The organism is Streptomyces sp. NPDC026673, from assembly GCF_040638135.1.
Lineage (GTDB): Bacteria > Actinomycetota > Actinomycetes > Streptomycetales > Streptomycetaceae > Actinacidiphila.
In genome coordinates this window covers 17,481-37,909 of sequence record NZ_JBEZXR010000035.1, presented here as the reverse complement: position 1 = coordinate 37,909, position 20,429 = coordinate 17,481, and the positions used below count along the sequence as shown (strand labels likewise).

Sequence of the window (20,429 nt, the reverse complement as noted above, 5' to 3'; positions counted from 1 at the left end):
GCGTCCCCGAGGAGACCTAACAGGAAGACACTACGCACCTGCGGCACGTTCCCGGGCGGCACCCTCCGAATGCGCCCCCTCCGCGCGGGGCGGCGGCGCGTCGGCGCACGACAAAGGCCCCGGTCGCCTCCTCCCGACCGGGACCTCCGGCAAGTCCGCGCTAGCGGTAGTTCACGAACTGCAGCGCGAAGTCGAGGTCCTTGCCCTTCAGCAGCGCGATGACGGCCTGCAGGTCGTCCCGGCTCTTCGAGGTCACGCGCAGCTCCTCGCCCTGCACCTGCGCCTTGATGCCCTTGGGCCCCTCATCGCGGATGATCTTGGCGACCTTCTTGGCGTTCTCCTGGGAGATGCCCTCCTCGATGGTCGCGAAGATCTTGTACTCCTTGCCGGACAGCTGGGGCTCGCCCGCGTCCAGCGACTTCAGCGAGATGCCCCGCTTGACCAGCTTGGTCTCGAAGACGTCCAGGATGGCCTTGACCCGCTCCTCCGAGTTGGCCTGCATCAGGATCTTGTCCCCGGACCACGAGATCGACGCGCCGACGTTCTTGAAGTCGTAGCGCTGCGAGATCTCCTTCGCGGCCTGGTTGAGGGCGTTGTCGACCTCCTGCCGCTCGACCTTCGAGACGATGTCGAAACTGGAGTCGGCCATCTTCTGTTGGCTCCTTGGCTCTGATCCGTAAGGTCCGCGACCCGCCTCCGGGCCGCCCCCGCAAGCCTAGCCACCGGACCCGCCCGAAGCGCTGATCAATTGGGTGGCGGAGCACCCCCGCGCATCGGGTATTGTTTACGACGTCGCCACGGGGACCGCGCAAGCGGCCCGCGGAGACACTTCCCAGGCGGTGTGCCCGAGTGGCCAATGGGAGCGGACTGTAAATCCGTCGGCTTAGCCTACCCAGGTTCGAATCCTGGCGCCGCCACAGGAGCGAAAAGCCCCTCTGACCAGCAGAAACGCTGCTCAGAGGGGCTTTTTTCGTGCCGCTTCCAGCCCTACCGAACGAGAACCGAAAACAGTGGCTTTGTCTCGCCCTGTCTCGGGTGAGTGGCACCCCTGATCAGGGCGTGTCCCCCAGGTGTCCCCCGGGGGACGGAGGCTCTGGCGTGTGCCACTCCCTGAGCGCCGCGTCGATGCGCTCATTGGCTCGCTCCCGGGTGTGCGCCAGCACCTTGGCGTAGACCCGGAGAAGGACGGCAAGGCTGTGGCCAGCCCTCCGTGCGCACTCCATCGGGTCCACTCCCGAGCTGAGCCAGAACGACACCCCGGCATGGCGAAGGTCATACGGACGCCGGGCGAGGGGAGACGCCACTTCCTCCTGCGAGAGCGCCGCGGCCCTCGCCTTGGCCCACACGTCTCCGTAGCCGCTCTCTTGCAGCAGCCCACCGCGTGCCGTGCGGAACAGCCGGCCGTCCGGGGCGGTGCCGTGCCGGTCGAGGTGGGCTCGGAGCATCGCGACGAAGTGCGGAGGGATGGGCACAGGACGGGAGTCCTGTTCGGCGCGAGCTTTCAGGTGCCGGGCCTCATGCGCCTTCCCGTCGCGCGTCCAGCCGCGGCCCGCCCGCACGACGCCCCTCCGCAGGGTCAGGACACCCCATCCGGTCTCCGGCAGGTGGCATCGGTCCCGGGTCAGCGCCGCTGCCTCTGCTGGGCGCATGGCGGCGTAGTAGAGGCACCCGAAGAACGCTTCCAGGAGTTCCCCTCGCTGGCCCTGTTCCCGGACTCCGGACAAGAGAGACCGCACTTGCCGGGGATTGGCGACGGCCTCGGGGTCCACGTCTTCCACGGTCTTCGGCGCCGTCCACTTCACGGCGGCGAGGGGATTGACCGGCATGGTGAAGTACTGCGCCTCCACGGCAAAGCCCAGGACGTCGCTCAGGCACGCTCGCTTGCGGCGGGCGGTACGTGCGGCGGCCGGCTTGCCGTCCAGCTTCTTCCCCAGAGCGTCCAATGCCTGCCGGAGAGTCGCCGGATCTTCCAGCGCAGATATGGGCAGTGAGTGGCGCTCCATCCATGCCAGGGCGTCCGTGATCTCCTTGGGCGGGGTCTCAGCCCACCGGTTCCGGTTGAAAGCCCAGCCGTAGAGGGCACGTCGCAGGGCGGATTGCTCCGGCATGCCGGTGCGCGTCTTCACGAGGGCGGGCGTGATCGTGGCCAGGGCATCGGCGTACGACTTGCGCGACTTGGCGGGCGCCAGGTCCCACTTGCGGTCCACGTAGTCACGGGCGTGCTGATACCAGGTGACTGAACCGCGCTGCGCCCGCAGCTCCGATACCGGCAGGCCGGATTCTTCATCGAACTGATCGCCTGAACGTACGGCGCTCATCAACTCCGAGCGTCGCCCGTCTGCCTGAGCCTTGAGCGTGTAGCTCTTGGAGTGCTTCTTCGTACCCACAAGCCAGCGCAACCGGTATGGCTTGGGCCGGTCCGAACGGATCTCCAGCGCGTAAATGCGCACGTCGTACGTCAGTTTCATGGATCTCCGATGCCAGAAGTAGGGCCCGCCGGTTGCCTCCGGCGGGCCCTGCGGATTGATCAGTGGGCGTTCAGCTCGTAGGTCGCCCACCACGTGTCGAGATCCGTGCGACGGCAGCGGATCTGGCCGTTGGGCAACTTGATGAGGCGCGGTGCCTGGCCGCGGGCGCGCATCCGGTAGAAGGCGGCGCGGCTCATGCCGATCTCTTCGAGGACTTCGGGGAGCTTGAGTACGGGTGGGCGGGCCATGAAGGCACTCCTTCGGGTGTGTGGGCCGTCGTCGGCCCCCTTCCTGCCAGATCCGCTACTTCCGCTACCTCCGCTACCACCCTGGTCAGGGGCATGATCGAAGTAGCGGATAGGGGTAGCGGTAGCGGATAGAGCCGCTACCGGCCCTGGGCTGCGTGGCCGGGGCGGGTAGCGGATGGAGCGGCGCGGTAGCGGATGAGGGAGGGCTATCCGCTACCTGATCTAGGCCTCTGACCTGCGCGGTAGCGGAGGTAGCGGAAGTAGCGGACTTCCAGAGGGGGGTGGGCAGTAGCGCTGCCACGCGTCGTGGAGGTCGGTGGCGTAGTAGCCCTTCATGACGTTGCCGCCGGCCTTGATGTTGCGTGCGGCGATGGGGGTGTTGTCGCCGGTCATGTACTCGCGCAGCATCCGGGACAGCCCACGGGCATCGAGAGGCTTGCCGGCCATGTCCGCCCACGGCGCCTCTTCGAGGCTGTGGAGCCGGTCCAGGACGGCGACGGTGGGCAGGCGGTCGATGCCGTTGAACACCTGGTCCCGCAGATCGGTGAGCAGCCGGATGCCGGTGCTGCCCTTGTCGTCCACTTTGGCGGCGTTCACAAGCTCCACGCAGGCTTCCCGGGCCCGCTTGGGCCAGTCCCCGCCGGCCGCGTCCGCCACGGCGAGCAGGGCTTCCCACACGTCCGCGGGCCGGTCGGTGACGCCTTCGGGCATCTGCGGGAAGGCTCCCTCGACCCGATCTCGGACGCTTTCGGCCCACGCGGCGAGGCGGTCCCGCAACGCGTGTCCCTCGCCCTCGTGGACGCGCTGCCGGAACGGCTCCACGCGCTCGTTGCGGGCCCGGCGGCGCATCCGGATGATGACCGAGCGGGTCAGGATCGTGTCCGGCAGCGAGCCGAGTCCGGCGACGGCCACGGCGCAGAACGAGGGGAACTCCTGCACTTGCTGGTTGGCTCCGTCGCCCACGCACCGGTACATCACTCCGGAGCGGCGGTGTCCGGCGTTGAGGAATCCCCTCAGCTGTTCGTTCTCCCCGGCCTTGGGGCCGAAGACGGTGTCGATCTCATCGAACAGGATCGTGGGCCGCGCGCTCAGCCCGGACACGGCCCGGAACAGCGCGGACGCAGACGCGTTGACCGCGACCATCGGATACGGGACCAGGGTCTCCACGATCTCCAGCGCCCGGGACTTCCCACTCGCCGGCTCCGGCGACAGGAACGCCAACCGGGGCGTGGCGTCGAAGCAGTCCAGCAGGTGCGCGTGCGCGTCCCACAGGACCACCGCGACGTAGGCGGCTTCCAGCGGGAAGACGTTGAACCGGCGGTGGAAGGCTTCCACCTCGCTCAGCAGAGCCGCGCCGTCGTTCATGCGGCCTTCCTCCTCTGGTCTCGGTTGCGCAGCGGACAGGGGTCCCGGTGCGCGGTGTGGGCGTCGATCAGGCGCAGCACGTCGGCTTTCCCGGTGGCTTTGCGGTCGTATCCGCAGGCGCACCAGGACCGGGCGACCGCGGTCCGGCGCCAGGACGTGGGCGCGGACACGTGCAACCACGCCACGGGGGTCCGTCCGTCGCCGGGCGACGGGTCAGGACAAAGAGTTGGAAGGACGCCTTCGGCGGCGACCTTCGGCGCACCACCCGCCGCGGGCCTGCCAGCCGGTGTGGCGGGGCGGGGCTGGTTCGGGGTGGAGGTGAGGCGTTTCAGGCGGGGGGTGGGTCCGGGGGTGGTCATGCCGTCTCCCGGGGGCGGACTGTGCGTAGGGAGTAGTTCAGTGCGCTGCGGATCGTGGCGCGGCACTCGGCAGCGGTGAGTCCCGCCGACTCGCCTGCCTCCTGAAACGCCGTCTCTACGGCTGTGCGGTCGATGTCGCCGCGCGCGACGTACCGGCCGACGCGGATCGCGGCCCGCAGTAGTTCGTCATTGCGCCGCCCGGCATCGTGGCGCGCGGCCACGCTGGCGGTCTCGCGTTCGAGTGCAACCGCCGCACAGCGGGTGGCGTTGCGGACGGGCGCTGGCCGGATCGCCGTTCCCGCGGGCCCCTGAGGGGGCGTCAGAGCGTTGTGAAGCCATTCGGGTAGCACTGCAACGGGGGCGTCGTCCTCGACCGCGTACAGGCCGTGTGGCGTCGCGCTGCCGGCGCCGACGACGTACCCACCCCAGCCCCGAGTATCGATCTTCGGCGCGAGCGCGCCGGCAGTGTTGCCCAGCCTTGCCCCTTGCGGGGCGGCGAAGTACAGATGCCGGCCGCCTCCCGCAGTCCGCACCGTGCGCGTGATGGGGGCTACCTGTTCGGCGCGCTCGCAGAGCGCCGCAAAGGCGGTTACGCCGTCAGGCGTTCCTTCTTCGTCTGTGGGCTTGAGCGTGTCCAGGTCCACGACCAGCAGCCCGGACGGGCCGGTGGCGATGCCGACGTTGAACGGCCTCTGCGACCATGCGGCGCGGATGCGGTCGGGGTCGGTGGTGGCGCGCTGCTCCCACTTCATGTGCCCGGCCGTGCAGTCTCCAGTGCGGGGGCAGGAACGTTCCCCGTGCAGCGCCGGCGCCTTGCGTCCGGGACGGAGCGGGAAGACGGGCCAGCCCCGCGCCATCGTGTCCAGCGCGGCATTGAGCAAGGTGGTCATGCCGCCACCGCCCCGGCGCCCACGATCGCGAGGTAGGTGCGGCCGATCCACTGTGTGTAGGCGGGCGGGATGGCTTCGGTCAGTTCCTCGCGGACGTCCGTCCACGTGATCCCCATCGCCGCCTGCATCTCCGGGACAGTGGCCTTGCCTCCGCCGGAACCGTACGGGGCGACGTAGGGGCCGTCCCGGTAGACCCCGTGGCGGTAGCCGCGCACGAAGCCTCGGTGCCTTGGATGGGCTGGCCGCGCCACGGTCCAGCGGCCCAGCTCGAAGTTCCGGTGACGCAGGACTCCGAGCCCGAACATCTCCCCGCACAGGGAGAGGTCTTTGCGGATGGCGGCGCGGCCGTTGGGCTGCTCGATCACGTACGGCAGGCCGGTGGCGTTCAACAGTTCCCGCGTCGGGGCGACCAGGTCGACGTGGGTGCCGCCCCACCCTTGTGAGGCGTTGGTGCCCACGGTGAGGGCGCATCCGGCCTGGCATGGGGGTGAGGCGTGGACGAACGCGTACCGCTCGATCTCCCCCGACGCGATGAGTGCCGCGAGTCGCTCCAACGCGTCGCCCCGGTGGTAGGGGAAGGGGTAGTTCGGTCGGTGGGCGATGTCGACGCCGTCCACGTCGAACCCTGCGCGGTGGTAGCCCATGGCAGCGCCACCGGCGCAGGAGAACAGGTCCAGCAGGCGCGGCCGGGTTAAGCCTCGCCTACTGGGGGTGGGTTGGGTCATTCTGGAGATCTCCAGTTCTCTGTTGGGGACTGAGACGGAGCGGGCCGCGTGTCTTTGGCCAGATGGGGCGGCCCGCTCCGGCGTAGTCAGCCGTGGAAGTGGTTGCGTTTGAAGACGGCCTTGCGAATGTTGACCGTCGTCCCGCTCTCGGTCTTGCCGGAGCGGAGTACCTGGGCGGCGATGGCGCCACCGAAGATGACGGCCGCGAGGATGATGAGCTGCTGGACCAGGGCCGCGAGTGCGGCGATGAACGAGGTCAGCAGGAACAGTCCCCCGCACACGGCTGCGAACCCGACACCGGTCAGGGCCACGTTCACCGCGAGCGGCGATGCGCCCGCCCGCCGCTCCGGCTCGGGGGCCGGACTGTGCGGAGTGAGGGTGTAGCCGGTGACGATCCGCCCGTCCGGGAGCTGCACGCTCTGCACCGCCGGGACGGCGCCCGATGCGGTGGGCACAAGTGGGGCTGCGTAGGGCTGCATGGGCGTGAGCGGTATGGGCTGGTGGACTTCCACGGCCGCGTCCGCCGTGGCCGGGTGTGTGCGGTGGTGCGTCATGGCGGAATCTCCTCAGCGAAGGTCGGCGAGGCTGGCCGCGAGCGCGGCGCACAGGTTGCGGATGGGGCCGTAGGCGCCGGTTCCGGCGGTGAAGAACCCGAACAGGAACAGCACGACGGCGGCGGCGCCGTTGGCGGCCTTGCTGCGGACGGCGAGGTACGCGGCGAGGCCGAAGAGGAGCACGGCGGATATGGACAGAACCACGGGGCTGGTCTCCAATCGATCGGCGGTGCGCGGGCGGTGTCAGCGAGTGCCGTCGCGGTGGATGGAGCGGGCGAGGTTGTACAGGTGGCGTCCGGTGCGTATGCGGATGCCGTGGCCTTTGCAGGGGCGGCAGGTCTTGCCGCGCTTGGGCCGTCCCTTGCGGTCGGTGGTGGTCGCGAAGCCGAAGCCGTTGCAGTGCCGGCAGCGCGCGAACGGCTGAGCAGCACACACACCGGCGTAACCGAGCGTGACGACCAGTAGGAGTGTGATAGCGAGCAAGGGGAGGGTCACGGGGCGCCTCCAGGGCAGGTTTTCGGGGTTTTCGCAGGCAGGTCCGCTAACGGCTAGCATCCTGATCAGATAGGGCGCCGGGTGCTAGCGGGACCTCTAGCGCTAGAGGGTTGAGGCTCTAGCGCTAGAGGTCCCGGTCGCTCAGCCCGCGGACCGCTTCCGGTCACGCTCCGCAATCGCCGCGGTGATGTGGGCGCGCTCGAAGCCGGTCCGATTGACGGTCTTGCCGTTGATCCGGCGGGCGACCTGCCCCGTGGACACGCCGTGGGGCTTGAGCGCAGTGGTGAGCTGCCTCGCCTTGTCGGCCGGCTCCATCTCGCCCCACGGCCCGTACAGCTCGGGTCGCAGTTCGGCGAGCCGGTCCACGGCTACGTCGTTCCACACCTTGGCCTCGCCGGAGGGGACGACGGCGAGGACGTCGTCCAGCAAGGTGTCCGCCGCTTCACGCCGCTCCGGCGCCTGGCCAGCGGCGAGGCCGGTGAGGGTGCCAGCGTTCTTGCGGGCGGTGCGGGCCCGGTCGCAGATCCGGTCGGCGGCGGGGTTGTCGAGGTAGTAGGTGCGGACGATCTGCGGGTCGTCGGTGGCTCCGGCGAGGTAGCCGATGCCCTTGTCGGACTTGGTGAACGTGGTCGCCCGGATGCCGTTCTTGTAGGCGGAGGTGCCCAGGATCATGTCGTTCTCGATCTGGCCCATGACCCGCAGGCAGAACCGCGTACCGACGTTCGCGCTGATGGAGGTGGGCAGGCTGTCCTTGTCGGGGCGCTGTGTGGCCAGCAGCAGGATCACTCCGAGGGCCCGGCCGCGCTTGATGATGCCGGTGCACAGGGCGCCGGCTTCCTTGCCGTACTCGGGGTGGGAGAACAGTTCCTGGCACTCATCTATCGCCAGGACCAGCGGATGCAAGCCCAGCGAGCGCACCGCGGCGAGGTCGGGGGTGACCTTGTTCTCCGGGCACTTGTCCTTCGGCAGCGAACTGATCACCTTGGCGCGGCGTTCCAGGTCGCCGTAGACGTAGCGGATGGAGTCCAGCGCCGCCGCGGCGGTGGCGTCGTCCGGCCCGGAGCCGTAGTCGGCCGCAACCTTGGCCAGGGGCTCCAGGTCGCCGGTGCCCTTCAACTCCCACACCAGCAGTTCCGCGAGCGGGTCCAGCGCGGCGGCGAGCAGCGGCAGGCGCAGGGAGAACGTCTTGCCCATGCCGGGCATGGCGCCGATGAGGATGTTGTCGTACATCAGCGTCATGTCGATGGGTCGGCCGCGCTGGTCAAGGCCGAACGGGACCGGCTTGAACAGCGACACTGCGCCGGCCTTGGCCAGTGGTCCGGCTACCGGGGGTAGCTTGTTGAGGGCCTTGTCGCCGACCCACAGCATCATGCGGCCGGCGTGCTCGTCGGCGACGGGCTCGGGCCATACGCATCCGAGCGGGCGGCGCAGGCCGGAGGCGAGCCGGTCCCGGCGGTCGAGGATGTCGGTCACCGTCACGCCGTAGGGCAGGTCGACGTCGGCGCGCCAGCCGGGGCCGTCCCGGGTGATCGGGGCGGGGAAGCGGATGCCCTCGCCGCCCTTGCCGAGTGCCTTGTTCACCTCGGCGATCCCGAGTGCCCCGAGGGCGCGTTCCACGACGGTGGAGGTGAGGCGTTCCACCTCGGTGGCGACCACGGCGCGGGAGACGACGGGCTTGTCGGCCGGCGCTCCGGCGAACCCGAACACCGTCACGAGTGCTGCGACGGCCACGGCGAGGATCCAGGTCGGGGCCAGTACCCACAGCGCGAGCGCCAGGATCGGGCCGACGATCGCGGCGAGGGTGAACAGGATGCCGCGCAGCTTCACCCGCCGGTCCCGCTGCCGGGACAGATTCAGGTACTCCCCGGCGTCCTCACGGCGGGCCGCGGCCCGCCGCAGCGGATCGCCTTCCGCGTCGGAGACCCAGCGCAGGGAGGCGCCGACGAACTTGGCGAACCCCACCGGGGCGCGGGCGGTCAGCACTGCCGCGTACCAGGGCAGGCGCACCGCGTGGAACGCCGCACTGTGCCCGGCGTATCCGGCCAGCCACCCGGCCGCGTTCACGAACTCCGGCCGCGAGGTCACCCACGCCGGCAGGACCGCCCGACGCTGCCCCCGGACCCGGTCCATCAGCCCCGGACCCGTGGGCCCCGGAGCGTCCACCGGAGTCGGCCCGGCGTCATCCGATCCGTCCCCCGACCCGTTATCCGACTCGAACGCCCGGGGGTCGGCCATCGCGTCGGCCGACGCGTCGGTGTGGGAGTCGGGTCGGGGGACGGCCGACTCGCGGGCGGCGCGGGCCTTGTCCAGGTCCACCACCTCACCGCCGAAGTCGGACGACAGGTCGGCTTCCAGCCGCTTGAAGAAGTCGTTCTCGTCCTCGTGCTTCACTGAGGTTCCTTCCAGAAATGGCAGGGGAAGCGGGTCCGGCCGACGCTGTGAGAGGTTGAGCGGTCGGACCCGCGGGAGCTTTCCGCCCCTTCAGGCGGCGCGCTGTTCCTCGGGGTAGGCACACGGCACGCACGTGCCGAGTGAGCCGGGGATGACGTATCCCGCGTCGGTGCGGCACTGCGGGCAGGTACGGCGGGCGGCCATCGCCGGGGAAGTCCGCGACCCTCGCCCAGCCGAGCGAGACCGTGGTGTGTACCGCCGGGTCAAGGCCATCGGCCGGGCGGGCGAGGACCGATCCGAGCACGGCGAGCATGTCGTCTGTCATGCCGTGCCGGTCGATCACCACCGCGGCGAACTCATCGCCCCCGAGTCTGCCCGCCACTCCCGTGGGTCCGGTGTAGTGGGCGAGTCGGCTGGCGGTCGCCCGCAGCAGCGCATCCCCGGCGGCGTGCCCGTGGGTGTCGTTGACGTGCTTGAAGTGATCAACGTCGGCGAGGACCACCACCGCCCGCGGGTCGCGCAGCAGAACTGCGGTGCGGCGGGCGAAGCCCTCGCGGGTCCACAGGCCGGTCAGGGGGTCACGGCGGGCCGACTCCAGCCTGCGCCGCAGCCACCACAGGTGCACCGACCACCCGGCCACCAGCGGACCACCGGCCACCACGGCGGCAATCAGGGCACTCATGCGGCCACCGCCTCCGGCTCACCCGTGCCGCCCTCGCGTTCGGCGCGCAGGGCCTCGCGGGCCGTACGGGCGTGGGCGGCGCCGCACTGGACGGCCTGCCGGATGCGGTCGGCCGTCAGGTGCTCTACCGGCCAACCGGCCGTCACCTTGCGGGCCTCGCTCAGCACGTCATCGACGCTCCGGCGGGCTGGCTTGGACGCCGGCTTCCCCGGGCGCTTGCGCGGCGCGGGCTTCGGCCCGGACTTTGCGGCCACCGGCTCAGCAGCCGCGGCAGCGGGGATGGGGGCCGGGTCGGTGTCGGCCGGAGCCGTCTCACCGAGCCTGAGCAGCACCCGCGTACGCCGATCCGTCTTGGACCTCCACCGGCGGCCGTGCCGCTCCCGCAGATCCGCGCGGGCCAACTGCCGCTCCCGCTCCCGGGCCAGGGCATCGCCGTATGAGGTGATCTCCCACAGCGTCATCCGCCGCCACAGCACGAACGTGCTCACCGGGGCGAGCAGCCACCGGGACCGGCGGATCTTCTCCATCCGCCTGCCGGTCACGGCGCCGATCCGCGCCGCGTAGACGTGCGCGACGACCTCGGACAGCACCACCCACAGCAGCGGCATCGTGCCGTGCGCGATCTTCGCCGACACCGAATGACCGGCCGCGATGTTGAGCCAGCAGGTGACCAGGGTCAGCGCCCACGGCACGAACCGCACCCAGCTCAGCGCGATGTCCAGCCGGGTCAGCAGCAGATTGACCACGGTGAACACTGGAATCGCCAGGTCGATGGCCAGCGGCAGCATCTCCGGCGTGGCGAAGCCCCACCGGGCTCCAGCCGCGGACACGGTGTCGAACGACATCGCCAGCCCCACACCGCCGACCCCCACGCCCAGCAGCCCCGCCATCGCGACTAACAGCCGCTCCGGACCGGACAGCGGGGGCAGTGCGGGCCGCTCCGTCTGCGGGGTGCTCATGCCGCCACCGCCCCGTTTCGGCGCGGCCGGCGGCGCGGGGTCGCCCGCGGCAGGGACGCCGCCGCGGCGAGCAGCTCGGGCGCGTACGCCTCGACCGCATCTGCCGCGACCTGGCTCAGCCGGTCCGGCAGCGTCGGGTCGTCCGCGAGGATGTCCCGAGCCGCCGCCAAACGCGCCGCCCGCTCCATCTCGCTCTCGCCCTCAACCCCCAGCCACAAATCCACCGGGGTACCGAGCGCGAGTTCCACAAACTCCGTGGCAGTGACAGCCACATGACCAGCAACGATACTTTTCACGGGTCGTGCTCCCTTCACCAGGAACGGCCCACAGCACGGCCCCGGGTCGCACCCCGGGGCCGTGCGCCGTAGAGCGGAAGTACTTCCTCCGGCTCCCCTCAACGCTGCTCGTACGAGACGAACAGCGGAGGCAACCGGCCGCAGCAGCGGAGCCGCGGAAAGGTTGGTTGCGCTACACCTCACGCGGGCGTTAGCCCACGTAGCCGCCTACTTGGCCGAGGAGAAGCGGCATGATCCCCATTCAGTTTTCAAGGAACGGTTGCTTCCGGTAGGTGCGGTAACCCCCCGTGAGGGCTCCCGTGCGTGGACACATGGGGCCCACCGGCACAGTGAAAGCTACCTAGGTAACTTCCCCGAGATTGAAGCTACCTAGGTAGCTTGCTTGGGTCAACCCCACCAACACACCAAGGGTCAACTACCTAGGTTGGATAAGCTCTAGGCATGGACTGGAAGCCGGAGAGACCCCCGACCGCCAAGGAGATCGCTGCCCGGTTCCGCGACAACCTCGCGGACGGCCTGTACTCGCCGGGGAGCCGCCTCCCCGGGGCCAAGGGTCTGGCCAAGGAGTTGAACGTCTCGCTCATGACGGTGCAGAGCGCGTACAAGCAGCTTGCGGACGACGGCCTGGTAGAGGGTCGGCCGGGAAGCGGCACGTACGTCATCGACCCGCGCGAGGGTGAGCCCACAGCCGCCAAAACGGCTGCGGGACTCCGCGAACTGCAAGACCAGCTGACTCATGTCACCTCCCAGCTCTCCGAACTTCGGCGCCGGGTCGAACATCTGGAGGATGTCCGCTCCGGCGGCGCTGACGAGAACCAGTAAGCCGCACCACTACGAGATACGCAGCGAACAGGGTTAACAGCCCGGACCCGTTAGCTGTTAACCCCTCACGTCAGACGGTGTGTTGGCATGATGAGGATCTGCCCGCATCGTCTGACGGCTGGGGAACGCGATGAAGACGAAGCTGCAAGAGGCACGTGTGCAACAGGGCTGGACTCAGTCTCAGCTCATACAGGCTGTGGAGGACGCAGCTGCGCGGCTCGGGATCACGCTGCCGTCTCTCTCCAGCTTGAAAGCTCAGATCTCGATGTTCGAGAACGGCCGAAGGGCGCCCGGGAACGACTACCAGACGCTGTTCTGCGAGGTGTACCAAGCCAGCCGCAGAGACCTGGGTATGGCCCTTGAGTCAGCCCCTTCCCAGCTTGAGACTCTGCCGACGCTGCCAAGCCCGCAGGGACCGGCGCCCGAAGCGAGCCCGGCAGTGCTGGACTACCTCAAGTCCGTGTTCGTTCAGCATGCGCAGGCTGAACCCCTTGTAGGGCCACGGTTCCTCGTCCCCGCTGTACAGAGTCAGGTCCCGCTGATCGAAGAACTCTGCAAGGAAGCGTCCGGCCCACGCCGCGAAGAAGTCGTCCGCCTCGGTTCCCGGTACGCCGAGTTCCTTGGGTGGCTGCACCAGGACTCCGGAGACTCTCGGTCTGCGATGCTCTGGACGAATCGCGCGCTCGACTACGCGGCGGAACTGGACGACCCGGCACTCAGTTCGTACGTGTTCCAGCGGCGTAGCAACATCGCAGGCGAGGCAGGCCAAGCGGGCTACGCCATGGGGCTGGCCAACGGAGCCTTACGAGAGGGCCGAAGGCTCCCGCGGAAGGTCCGCGCCGTTGCGCTGCGCGCGAGTGCATATGCCCATGCGCAGCTTGGGCACGCTGACGAATCCGCTCGTGCGCTGGACGACGCCCGGACACTGGCTGACGCTGCAGCCGGCGAAGGATCCGACCTCGCGCCGTACTGTTCCGTCTCGTACATCGACATGGAGGCAGCGAACTGTGCCCTGCAACTCGGACGCCCCGAGGACGCGGTTCAGACGCTGGAACAGAGCTTGACTCGCTGGCCGGCCGAGCAGCAGCGTGACCGCGGGCTCTGCCTCGCCCGTCTCGCTACGGCTTACGCGCAGATGGAGGACGTGGAGGGGGCATACAACGCGGCCTCGCAGGCGGTGTCCATTGCGCAGACGACGGGATCCGCGCGCATCCTGGCCGAACTCGGGCGGTTGCAGGGCTACCTCGCGCCGTGGAGCAAGCTGGTGGAGATTGCCGAACTCAACCGTACGTTGGGCACTATGAAGGGGAGCTGAGCCGAACCGGAGGATAGCCGTGAACCTGCTGCCCACCATCACCACCGTAGATGTCCAGAACCAGGCCCCGCGAGTCGCCGTCCTCCCCATCGGGTCATTCGAGCAGCACGGCGCGTACCTGCCGCTCATCACAGATGCAGCCATCGCCAGCGTCATTGCCCGGGAGGTTGCCGCGGCTTACCCCGTGCTGCACCTCCCGCCGATCACCATCGCGTGCAGCCACGAACACGGCACGTGGGCTGGAACGGTCAGCATCAGCGCTCGGACGCTGCACGCGCTCGTGACGGACATCGCTCAGTCCCTCGAAGCATCCGGCATCCGCAAGCTCGTCCTGGTGAACGCCCACGGCGGGAACTACGTTCTGTCGAACATCGTCCAGGAAGCCAACCTCACCGAGCCGCGCATGAGCCTCTTCCCGCAAAGCGGCGAATGGAACCGTGCCCGCGAGAGCGCCAGCCTCGCCACAAACGCGCATGAAGACATGCACGCGGGAGAGATCGAAACCTCCATCCTCCTCCACGCGGAACCGTCCCTAGTCCGCCCCGGCTACGAGACCTCCGACCACGACGGAGGGGAACGCCGCTTCCTCCTCACCGAGGGTATGAGGGCATACACCGAGACAGGCGTCATCGGCTTCCCGTCCCAGGCCACAGCCGAGAAGGGTAAGGCTGTCTTGGCGAGTCTGGTGGAGGACTTCGCAGCACACATGAGGGTCCTGGGCGATTGACGAGAGTGGATCAATGCCTCTGTGATTGGAATTCGGAGTACGGCCAAGGTTGCCCAACTGCGCCGCCTTGGCCGTACTGTTGACTACTCTGAGGAGTCAATCCCTCTTTTCGATACTGGCCGGTTCAATGACCGCCGTTTCCAGTGGCCTATTGTCGTTCTTCTCAATGTATGCAATCAAGTTAGGGTCGGCGTGAGAAGGTGGGGGTGGGGGCGGAGTCGTGGGTGCCGGGGTTGCCAGAGGCGGGGGAGGCTGATTCGCCTGGGGGTTTTGGCTTTGGTTCGTCACTCTTTCCTCCAGAACTCGGTGTGAGAATCGCACCAATACCTAGCATCAATGCTGCTACGAACAGGGCGGCTAGTGACCGTTTGAGGTTTCGACCTTTCGCAGCCAGGAGCGTTCTGGCTTCCTTGACCATCATAAGGGTGGTGTCGTGCAGGACGAGGCGAGCCGTCGTCTCATCGTAAGTGAGATATCTGCGTAACTGATCTACCTCGAGTACTGGGAATTTGCGCGGCCAGTAAGCTGCCAGGGCGTAGGACGCGCTGATTAGACTTGCCGCCACCGTCCCGATACGGGATGCGAGGTTCAAATTGAAGGTCAGCGGAATCAAAACGCCATCGAAGGCAAGGATGATTCCTGCTTTCGTGTCCAGCGAATCGAAGTGTGCGCGCTGCTCTTCGCGCTCACGCGTGGCGACCTCCAGCAGCACTTCCAGAGCGGGCAGCGATGGCAGAGGCGCGTTGGTCACAGCCCCTGAGTGTAGGGACGGAGTGAGACATTGGTGGGGGAGTGGCAAGTTTCCTTGCTGCACATGCCGGTCCGTCTGAAGGCCCGCCAAGCCCGCACCAGGCGCCACGGCATGAGAAACGACTGAAGGGACGCGACCGACTCGTACGCGAACATGAACCGGGCGGAGGGGCCTGCCCGAAGCCCGGCCCCTCCGTCGGCTCGGCAGCCGATCAGATCAGCCGCAGGACCGGGCGAGCGTCCGGCATCCCCAGCAACTCTCGGACTCGCGCTGGCTTCCAGGCCAACTCGCGCGCCAAATCGACAATTCTCAAACCTTGGTCGCGTTCGGCCAATTCGAATGCCTTGCGCAACATCACGGGCTGTTCGCCAGGGAAGCCGCTGATCGGCTCTGCGGTGTATCCCGGCTGCCCCACAAGAGTGTTCAATCTCTGATAGGCGCGACTGGCTGTAGCGTCGGAGATCATTCCAACCTCGCGGCACCGGTAAATGAGAGACTTGACAGAAACCCCCCAAGTTCGCGAAATATCGGCAAGCCGCGCCATATCCATGCGCTTGGGTAGGAGTGGCAAAATGCTGGCGCGTGGAGTGAGTAGTTCTGCGGCAAAGGCATCGGCTTCTCGCTCTTGCTGACTGTCGCCAGTTGAAGCTGAGTGCAGCACCAGGTGCCCGAGCTCGTGGGCGGCACTAAAACGGTGACGATATACATCATCCGCCCTGTTCGGGGTCAGCACTACCAGGGGCCTTGGCAGTCCCGAAGCAGCAAAAGCGTCGATCCGAACCGTTCCTTGGTCTGCTTCTGGGGGAGTGACGACTACGACGCCATGCGCTTCCATCTGGCGCACAAGGTGTCGGGCGGGGCCCCTGCCAAGGCCCCAGCGCCCCCGCAGTTCCCGTGCGGCGGCAGCGGGTTCCGAGGGAAGTTCCACCCCAGGATGAACCTCCCCGCCGGCGAACCCAGGCAGATCAACCAAGGGCAGTTGCACCCGCTTTTCGAGTGCATAGGTCAACTCCCACACCTGCCCAGTGAAGCCCAACGCCTTGTTGCGCTGGGCTCCGCTCGTTGAGCGTAGGGCACGGAAGTGAGCCATGGACGTGTCAAGCTTGCCCATTGGCCGGCCTGCCAGGAAGAACTGCGGAGGCACATCTAGCACCTCAGCCAAGCGGGGGATCAGTTCAGGCCGGGGTCTACTGCTCCCCGTCTCGTATTGACCTACTGCAGCAGCGGAGACACCAATCCTCTCTGCCACTTCCTTCTTGGTCAGTCCTGCAAGATGGCGTGCCTGGGTAAGCCTGGGGGCGTGAAAGCCCTCCCAGATCGCCTTTGGTGAAGCCTCGCCTAGCCCGAGCCCGGGAAGCGTTGGATGATCAGTCCCCATCACTCTCAGCAGCGTCATCCTCTGTCTCGTCGGCCTTCTCAGTCTTCGGCGGTACGTCCAGTTTGCGTTCCGCGTCGCTACGGCCAGTCATCGGCACGTCTGGCAGGTCGCCAGAGTCAAAGCGATCATCCTCCGCCTCAGGGTTCAACCCTACGAGGGGGGTGACCAGTGGTGCGGTCAGCAGGGAACGTTCAGTGAGCCAACGCAACGTGCCCACATCATCGACGAGGTCGGTTTGACCCCACCACACACGTTTTAGTCCAGAAAGGTCCATTTCAAACAGAATGAGCACCATGCGGGGGCGAGGGTCGCGTGATGCCAAGTCTGCGAGCGACCGACGGAGCTGTAGCTCTGGAAGCTCTGTCCCCTCAAAGGGGTCCGCCACCCACCTGGCAGAAGTTGAGTCCGTAGCGGCGAACAATTCACGTACCAACCCGGACAAGTTGCGCAGTGGCCATCGGTCGCTGGGCTCATCGCCCTCCACGTCCGCGCAGACCGGCAGCAGCAAAGTGTCATGGACCAGTGGCAACTCGTACCAAGATCCAGTCTTCACCACCTCGGTGCCCTCGATGCCCAGTGCCAGGATGTGCTCGACCAGTCGTTCAACTGGTTTGTCATGCGTGCGCTGCCGGCTGCGAACCGTTTCTTGGAGCGTGCGACTCCGTGCACATCGAGAACCGCTTCCTCTGTGTCTGCGAGGGCGTTCCACACCGCTGCCTGAATCGACTCGGCGTCGTCGCCGAACCGCGCGCGGACCCACCCCGGGGTTGCTTCGTCCATGAATCACTCCCATCCGATGCTTGCGTCTCGGCGTCAACCATACACGTGTCGCTTCAGTTTTTCTCAAGAAACTTGCAGCAGTGGTTCACTGTCGCGTTCATGGCTTTTGTGGAGGTATGCATGTTATGCATATTTGATGACTTTTGTATGGAAAAGTGATCACTGAAACCTGTGTGCGACGCCACTGGGAACTGACAAGCTGTGCGTCATGGCAAACCTCTTCGTCCGGGATCTCCGGGAAATTGCATACGGCCTCTCTGAAGATCCTTCCGAATGGCCGCACATCCCCTGTCCCACGTGTAAGCGGTCCGGGCTATCTCTGATCCCCGGCTCGCTAGTTGTAGAAGAGGCTGCCACGAGTAAATCCTGGCATTCGCATGACGATTGGGAGCCTGACTGGACCTTCGGGCGCTTCCACTGCGTTCTGCAGTGCTACAAGAAGTCGTGCGATGTGGTGCGCATCGTCGGTACGACGAACGTTTATCTCGAAGAGCACGAGCGTGGATATCGGACCGTCCTCTCGCCGCTATTTTTCATGCCCGAACTTCCTCTAGTTGAGAGCTTCGGCTCCTGTCCGGTGCTGGTGCGCGAGCGTATCGAGGCTGCGGCGACAGTTCTCTGGGCGGATCCCAGCTCTGCTGCGAATCGACTTCGTTCTGCAATCGAAGCACTTATGGATCATCATGGCATTCCCAGGAAGTGGGCTAGTGGCAACGGAAAGGTCTATGACATTTCCCTGCATGGAAGGATTGAAAGGTTCAAGCTGGCGAAGTCGGAGTTCGCAGAGGCTGCGGATCTTATGTTGGCGGTCAAGTGGACGGGTAATGCCGGTAGTCATGGGAGTGCTGTCCAAGTGTCTGATGTTTTGGATGCTGTCGAGATCCTTGATCGGACCCTCCATCACATTTATGACACGTCGGGGGATGAGATAAAGAAGAAGGCCGCGGATATTACCGCTCGCAAGGGTATGCCTGCGAGTCAGTTCACCAGCCTCCCCATGCCGCCCTTTTAGCGTCGAGGGTGAGGGTGGGCGCCTTGGTCAGATCTGGCGGTATCCTGTCGTGGCGAACAGTGTTTACAGCAGGTGGGGACCTTGGGGAATATACCGGTGCTGGGTCCGATAGGGCCGGCACAGAGTGACGAACTGATTCACTTCACGGGCAAGGGCGGAGCATTTCCGGCGTCGGTGCCTGAAGAGATCCGGCGATTGCAACCGCAGGAACGGCTAGACGCGATCCTCGCGAGCGCCGTCCTGAAGGGATTTCCTCCCTTTGGTGCTACCCGGGCATGCGTCTGTTTCTCCGAGAGCCCCCCTGAGCATCTCGCGTATCTGATCACCGTCTGCGGGTTCGCTCCTTGGGGCGTCGTCATTACTCGCGGGCAGATGCTCGGGGCGGGCGGTGGTGCTGTTGCCTACGTGCCCACACAGGTGCGCCAGGACTTCGCGCAGGCCGGGTTGGGGCACTGGGCAGTGCGTACAGACACAGACTCGATGTGGATGCATGAGCGCGAATGGCGCTTGCCCCTGCGGCCGGGTGGTGAGGGGGCGAAGCTAGGCGGCCTCGCAGCCATTCTGATTGGAGATGCCGCGTGGCGGCCTTCGTTGGTCGGTACGGGCAACTGGGTTAACCGATCGACTGGCGAGCGGTGCTTCGGGCCAGATGCGGACCCGTACTGTGAGGAGGTCGAGGATCTTCCGGAGCTGTGGCAGCGATCGGAGATCTGGGTGTGGGACAAGGCAAGCCAGACTGTGGTCCGGCATGCCCCCGGCACGCTGTGCTAGCAGGTGGCGCCTTAAGCGGCGAGGGCCGGTGTCAGTGCAACCAGACGGAGCAATCGACGGTCGTCGCTGGTCAACTTACGCGGCGGGAGGCCAGGACACCACGCGAGGAGCCGTCAGGGTGACCCCCTGTCGGCTGTCGTGAGGCCGCCGCGCACGGCTGCCGGAGCCGAGGTGGCAGCGGCCATGGTGTCGCTCGCACGCAAGGGGCGACGGCCTCGGCGGCACGGGGGCCACAACCGATTGCGGCGGGGGCACTTCCCCGTTCGCGTGCGGCTTTCCCGAGCCTGCGGACGGGGGTGACCCCGGGGCTCTGGGCGGAGGACCATCGACACCCCGACGACGGACCTTACCCTGCGTGGTGACCTTCGATCACTTCACGTCTGGCGGGCCGTTACCCTACGCTGCGCCAGCGATCAACAGGCGAGGGGGGAAACCACATGCCATCAAGTGACGAGGCACGCGCTGCACAGGCGGTTTCAAGGATGCGAAGCGCTGCAGCGGAGTACCTGAAGGTGTTGGAGCGAGCGGAGGATGCCTCCGTCGATCGGGATGCTTGGCTGGAGTTTGCTGCGGAGCTGGGTACTTGGTCCGCCAATTTGCGCGACGGGCTGGGGGAGGTGAACAAGAGTCTCGGCGTCACGTCGGGACAGAAAGCCATACTCCTCTACTTGCTTAGCCGGGTCGGCGAACCCGTGCCAGGGGACGCTCTCGCTGGCGTCTCGGGCATCTACGAGTGGGCAAGAAGGGTCCGGGAACTCCGGGTGGAGTCTGGCTGGCCGATCGAGTCCGGCGCCAATCGCGACGACCTCGACTATGACCACTACCGGCTGATGGCGGACGAGCCGGATGAGGACTTGGCAGATCGCTGGCGGGTGGCCAAGGAGGCGCGGAACCTCAAGAAGCCGGGAGGCAAGGACGCGGCCGGTCGCGCACGGCTTCTCCACTACCTCCAGGCGATCTCCCCTCGTCCCGCTGACAAGGAGCAGCTCGCTTACGTTGCCAAGATCCACGAGTGGCCGCGTCGTCTGCGTGAGCTGGAAGAGCAGGGCTGGCAAATCGTCTCCAACATCGACGATCCCACCCTTCCCCCAGGGTCGTACAGACTCCCGACGCTGGAGATGCGGCCGCCGCGGGTGCGGGAAGCGATCAAGCTTCGCTACAAGATTCTCGACAGGGACAAGCGCACCTGCCAGGACTGTGGGCGGACACCTAAAGAAGGCGTTTCACTACAGATTCATCACATCCTGCCGGTGCATAAGGGTGGCCAGAACGACGATGAGAATCTGATCACTCTCTGCATTCAGTGCCACGGGGGGCGGCATGCCCTCATGGGCACCAGCGCGAAGGACGAGTTGCTCAATCCGGAGTATCAGGTCGATCTGCGGGACTAGTAGAACGTCACGGGCCTCTTCCGTGCGTCAGGCAGCGGAGGAGCCCTGTG

22 protein-coding genes, 1 tRNA gene and 1 pseudogene are annotated in these 20,429 nt (G+C 66.9%); 7 read left to right on the top strand and 17 right to left on the bottom strand.

Annotated features, from left to right (window positions below; all coding sequences use genetic code 11):
- Window positions 1–160: 160 nt before the first annotated feature.
- Window positions 161–649: a YajQ family cyclic di-GMP-binding protein gene (locus tag AB0F62_RS23350; RefSeq protein ID WP_018558836.1), complete on the bottom strand. Its 489-nt coding sequence runs from the start codon at window positions 647–649 to the stop codon at window positions 161–163.
- Window positions 650–835: 186 nt separating this feature from the next.
- On the opposite strand from AB0F62_RS23350, the gene AB0F62_RS23345 reads away from it, so the two are divergent.
- Window positions 836–917, top strand: a tRNA-Tyr gene (locus AB0F62_RS23345).
- A 135-nt stretch (window positions 918–1,052) separates the two neighbouring features.
- Here the strand turns inward: AB0F62_RS23345 and AB0F62_RS23340 are convergent.
- From AB0F62_RS23340 to AB0F62_RS23285, 12 genes and pseudogenes are all read right to left on the bottom strand, one after another.
- On the bottom strand, window positions 1,053–2,468 hold the full coding sequence (locus AB0F62_RS23340; protein ID WP_361802231.1) for a site-specific integrase: 1,416 nt from the start codon (window positions 2,466–2,468) through the stop codon (window positions 1,053–1,055).
- Between the two features lie 59 nt (window positions 2,469–2,527).
- A complete protein-coding gene (locus AB0F62_RS23335; protein WP_361802228.1) occupies window positions 2,528–2,716 on the bottom strand; it encodes a helix-turn-helix domain-containing protein in 189 nt (62 codons plus the stop codon).
- 222 nt (window positions 2,717–2,938) lie between these two features.
- On the bottom strand, window positions 2,939–4,081 hold the full coding sequence (locus tag AB0F62_RS23330; RefSeq protein WP_361802225.1) for a DUF3631 domain-containing protein: 1,143 nt from the start codon (window positions 4,079–4,081) through the stop codon (window positions 2,939–2,941).
- Window positions 4,082–4,436: 355 nt separating this feature from the next.
- Window positions 4,437–5,330, bottom strand: a complete 894-nt coding sequence (locus AB0F62_RS23325; protein WP_361802222.1) for a bifunctional DNA primase/polymerase — start codon at window positions 5,328–5,330, stop codon at window positions 4,437–4,439.
- Entirely contained in the window at window positions 5,327–6,055 is a 729-nt protein-coding gene (locus AB0F62_RS23320; RefSeq protein ID WP_361802220.1) for a DNA methylase, read from the bottom strand. The genes AB0F62_RS23325 and AB0F62_RS23320 overlap by 4 nt, the downstream gene beginning before the upstream one ends.
- 86 nt (window positions 6,056–6,141) lie before the next feature.
- Window positions 6,142–6,609 carry a hypothetical protein gene (locus AB0F62_RS23315; RefSeq protein ID WP_361802217.1) on the bottom strand — a complete coding sequence of 156 codons (468 nt, stop codon included), beginning with the start codon at window positions 6,607–6,609 and terminating at the stop codon, window positions 6,142–6,144.
- A gap of 12 nt (window positions 6,610–6,621) precedes the next feature.
- A complete protein-coding gene (locus tag AB0F62_RS23310) occupies window positions 6,622–6,813 on the bottom strand; it encodes a hypothetical protein (RefSeq protein WP_361802214.1) in 192 nt (63 codons plus the stop codon).
- A 39-nt stretch (window positions 6,814–6,852) separates the two neighbouring features.
- Entirely contained in the window at window positions 6,853–7,104 is a 252-nt protein-coding gene (locus AB0F62_RS23305) for a hypothetical protein (RefSeq protein ID WP_361802211.1), read from the bottom strand.
- A gap of 141 nt (window positions 7,105–7,245) precedes the next feature.
- Window positions 7,246–9,495: a cell division protein FtsK gene (locus AB0F62_RS23300; RefSeq protein WP_361802208.1), complete on the bottom strand. Its 2,250-nt coding sequence runs from the start codon at window positions 9,493–9,495 to the stop codon at window positions 7,246–7,248.
- Between the two features lie 202 nt (window positions 9,496–9,697).
- Window positions 9,698–10,177 (bottom strand): annotated as a pseudogene (locus AB0F62_RS23295) (GGDEF domain-containing protein); the annotation flags it as partial.
- A complete protein-coding gene (locus AB0F62_RS23290; protein ID WP_361802205.1) occupies window positions 10,174–11,136 on the bottom strand; it encodes a DUF2637 domain-containing protein in 963 nt (320 codons plus the stop codon). The gene AB0F62_RS23290 and the pseudogene AB0F62_RS23295, both read right to left, overlap by 4 nt.
- On the bottom strand, window positions 11,133–11,432 hold the full coding sequence (locus AB0F62_RS23285; protein ID WP_361802202.1) for a hypothetical protein: 300 nt from the start codon (window positions 11,430–11,432) through the stop codon (window positions 11,133–11,135). Before AB0F62_RS23285 ends, AB0F62_RS23290 begins: the two co-directional genes overlap by 4 nt.
- Before the next feature lie 441 nt (window positions 11,433–11,873).
- On the opposite strand from AB0F62_RS23285, the gene AB0F62_RS23280 reads away from it, so the two are divergent.
- The 3 genes from AB0F62_RS23280 to AB0F62_RS23270 all read left to right on the top strand — a co-directional run bounded on the left by AB0F62_RS23280 (window position 11,874) and on the right by AB0F62_RS23270 (window position 14,296).
- Window positions 11,874–12,254 carry a GntR family transcriptional regulator gene (locus AB0F62_RS23280; RefSeq protein ID WP_361802199.1) on the top strand — a complete coding sequence of 127 codons (381 nt, stop codon included), beginning with the start codon at window positions 11,874–11,876 and terminating at the stop codon, window positions 12,252–12,254.
- A gap of 130 nt (window positions 12,255–12,384) precedes the next feature.
- Window positions 12,385–13,569, top strand: coding sequence for a helix-turn-helix transcriptional regulator (locus AB0F62_RS23275; RefSeq protein WP_361802196.1), 1,185 nt, complete (start codon window positions 12,385–12,387; stop codon window positions 13,567–13,569).
- 19 nt (window positions 13,570–13,588) lie between these two features.
- The gene (locus AB0F62_RS23270; protein ID WP_361802193.1) at window positions 13,589–14,296 is read left to right on the top strand and encodes a creatininase family protein; all 708 of its coding nucleotides are present in this window, start codon (window positions 13,589–13,591) and stop codon (window positions 14,294–14,296) included.
- Between the two features lie 181 nt (window positions 14,297–14,477).
- Here AB0F62_RS23270 and AB0F62_RS23265 read toward each other — a convergent pair whose 3' ends face one another.
- The 4 genes from AB0F62_RS23265 to AB0F62_RS23250 form a co-directional block, all read right to left on the bottom strand.
- Window positions 14,478–15,047, bottom strand: coding sequence for a hypothetical protein (locus AB0F62_RS23265; protein WP_361802190.1), 570 nt, complete (start codon window positions 15,045–15,047; stop codon window positions 14,478–14,480).
- Between the two features lie 211 nt (window positions 15,048–15,258).
- Window positions 15,259–16,443, bottom strand: a complete 1,185-nt coding sequence (locus AB0F62_RS23260; RefSeq protein WP_361802187.1) for an XRE family transcriptional regulator — start codon at window positions 16,441–16,443, stop codon at window positions 15,259–15,261.
- Window positions 16,415–16,720, bottom strand: coding sequence for a hypothetical protein (locus tag AB0F62_RS23255; protein ID WP_361802184.1), 306 nt, complete (start codon window positions 16,718–16,720; stop codon window positions 16,415–16,417). Before AB0F62_RS23255 ends, AB0F62_RS23260 begins: the two co-directional genes overlap by 29 nt.
- Window positions 16,721–16,974: 254 nt before the next feature.
- On the bottom strand, window positions 16,975–17,205 hold the full coding sequence (locus AB0F62_RS23250) for a hypothetical protein (protein ID WP_361802181.1): 231 nt from the start codon (window positions 17,203–17,205) through the stop codon (window positions 16,975–16,977).
- A 208-nt stretch (window positions 17,206–17,413) separates the two neighbouring features.
- Here AB0F62_RS23250 and AB0F62_RS23245 point away from each other — a divergent pair, with 208 nt between their 5' ends.
- From AB0F62_RS23245 to AB0F62_RS23235, 3 genes are all read left to right on the top strand, one after another.
- Window positions 17,414–18,217: a DUF4145 domain-containing protein gene (locus AB0F62_RS23245; protein WP_361802178.1), complete on the top strand. Its 804-nt coding sequence runs from the start codon at window positions 17,414–17,416 to the stop codon at window positions 18,215–18,217.
- 96 nt (window positions 18,218–18,313) lie between these two features.
- On the top strand, window positions 18,314–18,988 hold the full coding sequence (locus tag AB0F62_RS23240) for a hypothetical protein (RefSeq protein ID WP_361802175.1): 675 nt from the start codon (window positions 18,314–18,316) through the stop codon (window positions 18,986–18,988).
- A 437-nt stretch (window positions 18,989–19,425) separates the two neighbouring features.
- Window positions 19,426–20,379 (top strand): HNH endonuclease signature motif containing protein, encoded by a 954-nt coding sequence (locus tag AB0F62_RS23235; RefSeq protein ID WP_361802172.1) that lies wholly within the window; start codon window positions 19,426–19,428, stop codon window positions 20,377–20,379.
- Window positions 20,380–20,429: the final 50 nt, after the last annotated feature.

What these genes read in the sequence shown, in the direction of transcription:
- AB0F62_RS23315 (WP_361802217.1), bottom strand. Translation starts at nt 6,609, where the DNA reads ATGACGCACCACCGCACACACCCGGCCACGGCGGACGCGGCCGTGGAA.
- AB0F62_RS23325 (WP_361802222.1), bottom strand. Translation starts at nt 5,330, where the DNA reads ATGACCACCTTGCTCAATGCCGCGCTGGACACGATGGCGCGGGGCTGG.
- AB0F62_RS23320 (WP_361802220.1), bottom strand. Translation starts at nt 6,055, where the DNA reads ATGACCCAACCCACCCCCAGTAGGCGAGGCTTAACCCGGCCGCGCCTG.
- AB0F62_RS23235 (WP_361802172.1), top strand. Translation starts at nt 19,426, where the DNA reads ATGCCATCAAGTGACGAGGCACGCGCTGCACAGGCGGTTTCAAGGATG.
- AB0F62_RS23335 (WP_361802228.1), bottom strand. Translation starts at nt 2,716, where the DNA reads ATGGCCCGCCCACCCGTACTCAAGCTCCCCGAAGTCCTCGAAGAGATC.
- AB0F62_RS23280 (WP_361802199.1), top strand. Translation starts at nt 11,874, where the DNA reads ATGGACTGGAAGCCGGAGAGACCCCCGACCGCCAAGGAGATCGCTGCC.
- AB0F62_RS23290 (WP_361802205.1), bottom strand. Translation starts at nt 11,136, where the DNA reads ATGAGCACCCCGCAGACGGAGCGGCCCGCACTGCCCCCGCTGTCCGGT.
- AB0F62_RS23275 (WP_361802196.1), top strand. Translation starts at nt 12,385, where the DNA reads ATGAAGACGAAGCTGCAAGAGGCACGTGTGCAACAGGGCTGGACTCAG.
- AB0F62_RS23255 (WP_361802184.1), bottom strand. Translation starts at nt 16,720, where the DNA reads ATGGTGCTCATTCTGTTTGAAATGGACCTTTCTGGACTAAAACGTGTG.
- AB0F62_RS23340 (WP_361802231.1), bottom strand. Translation starts at nt 2,468, where the DNA reads ATGAAACTGACGTACGACGTGCGCATTTACGCGCTGGAGATCCGTTCG.
- AB0F62_RS23245 (WP_361802178.1), top strand. Translation starts at nt 17,414, where the DNA reads ATGGCAAACCTCTTCGTCCGGGATCTCCGGGAAATTGCATACGGCCTC.
- AB0F62_RS23260 (WP_361802187.1), bottom strand. Translation starts at nt 16,443, where the DNA reads ATGACGCTGCTGAGAGTGATGGGGACTGATCATCCAACGCTTCCCGGG.
- AB0F62_RS23350 (WP_018558836.1), bottom strand. Translation starts at nt 649, where the DNA reads ATGGCCGACTCCAGTTTCGACATCGTCTCGAAGGTCGAGCGGCAGGAG.
- AB0F62_RS23330 (WP_361802225.1), bottom strand. Translation starts at nt 4,081, where the DNA reads ATGAACGACGGCGCGGCTCTGCTGAGCGAGGTGGAAGCCTTCCACCGC.
- AB0F62_RS23250 (WP_361802181.1), bottom strand. Translation starts at nt 17,205, where the DNA reads ATGGACGAAGCAACCCCGGGGTGGGTCCGCGCGCGGTTCGGCGACGAC.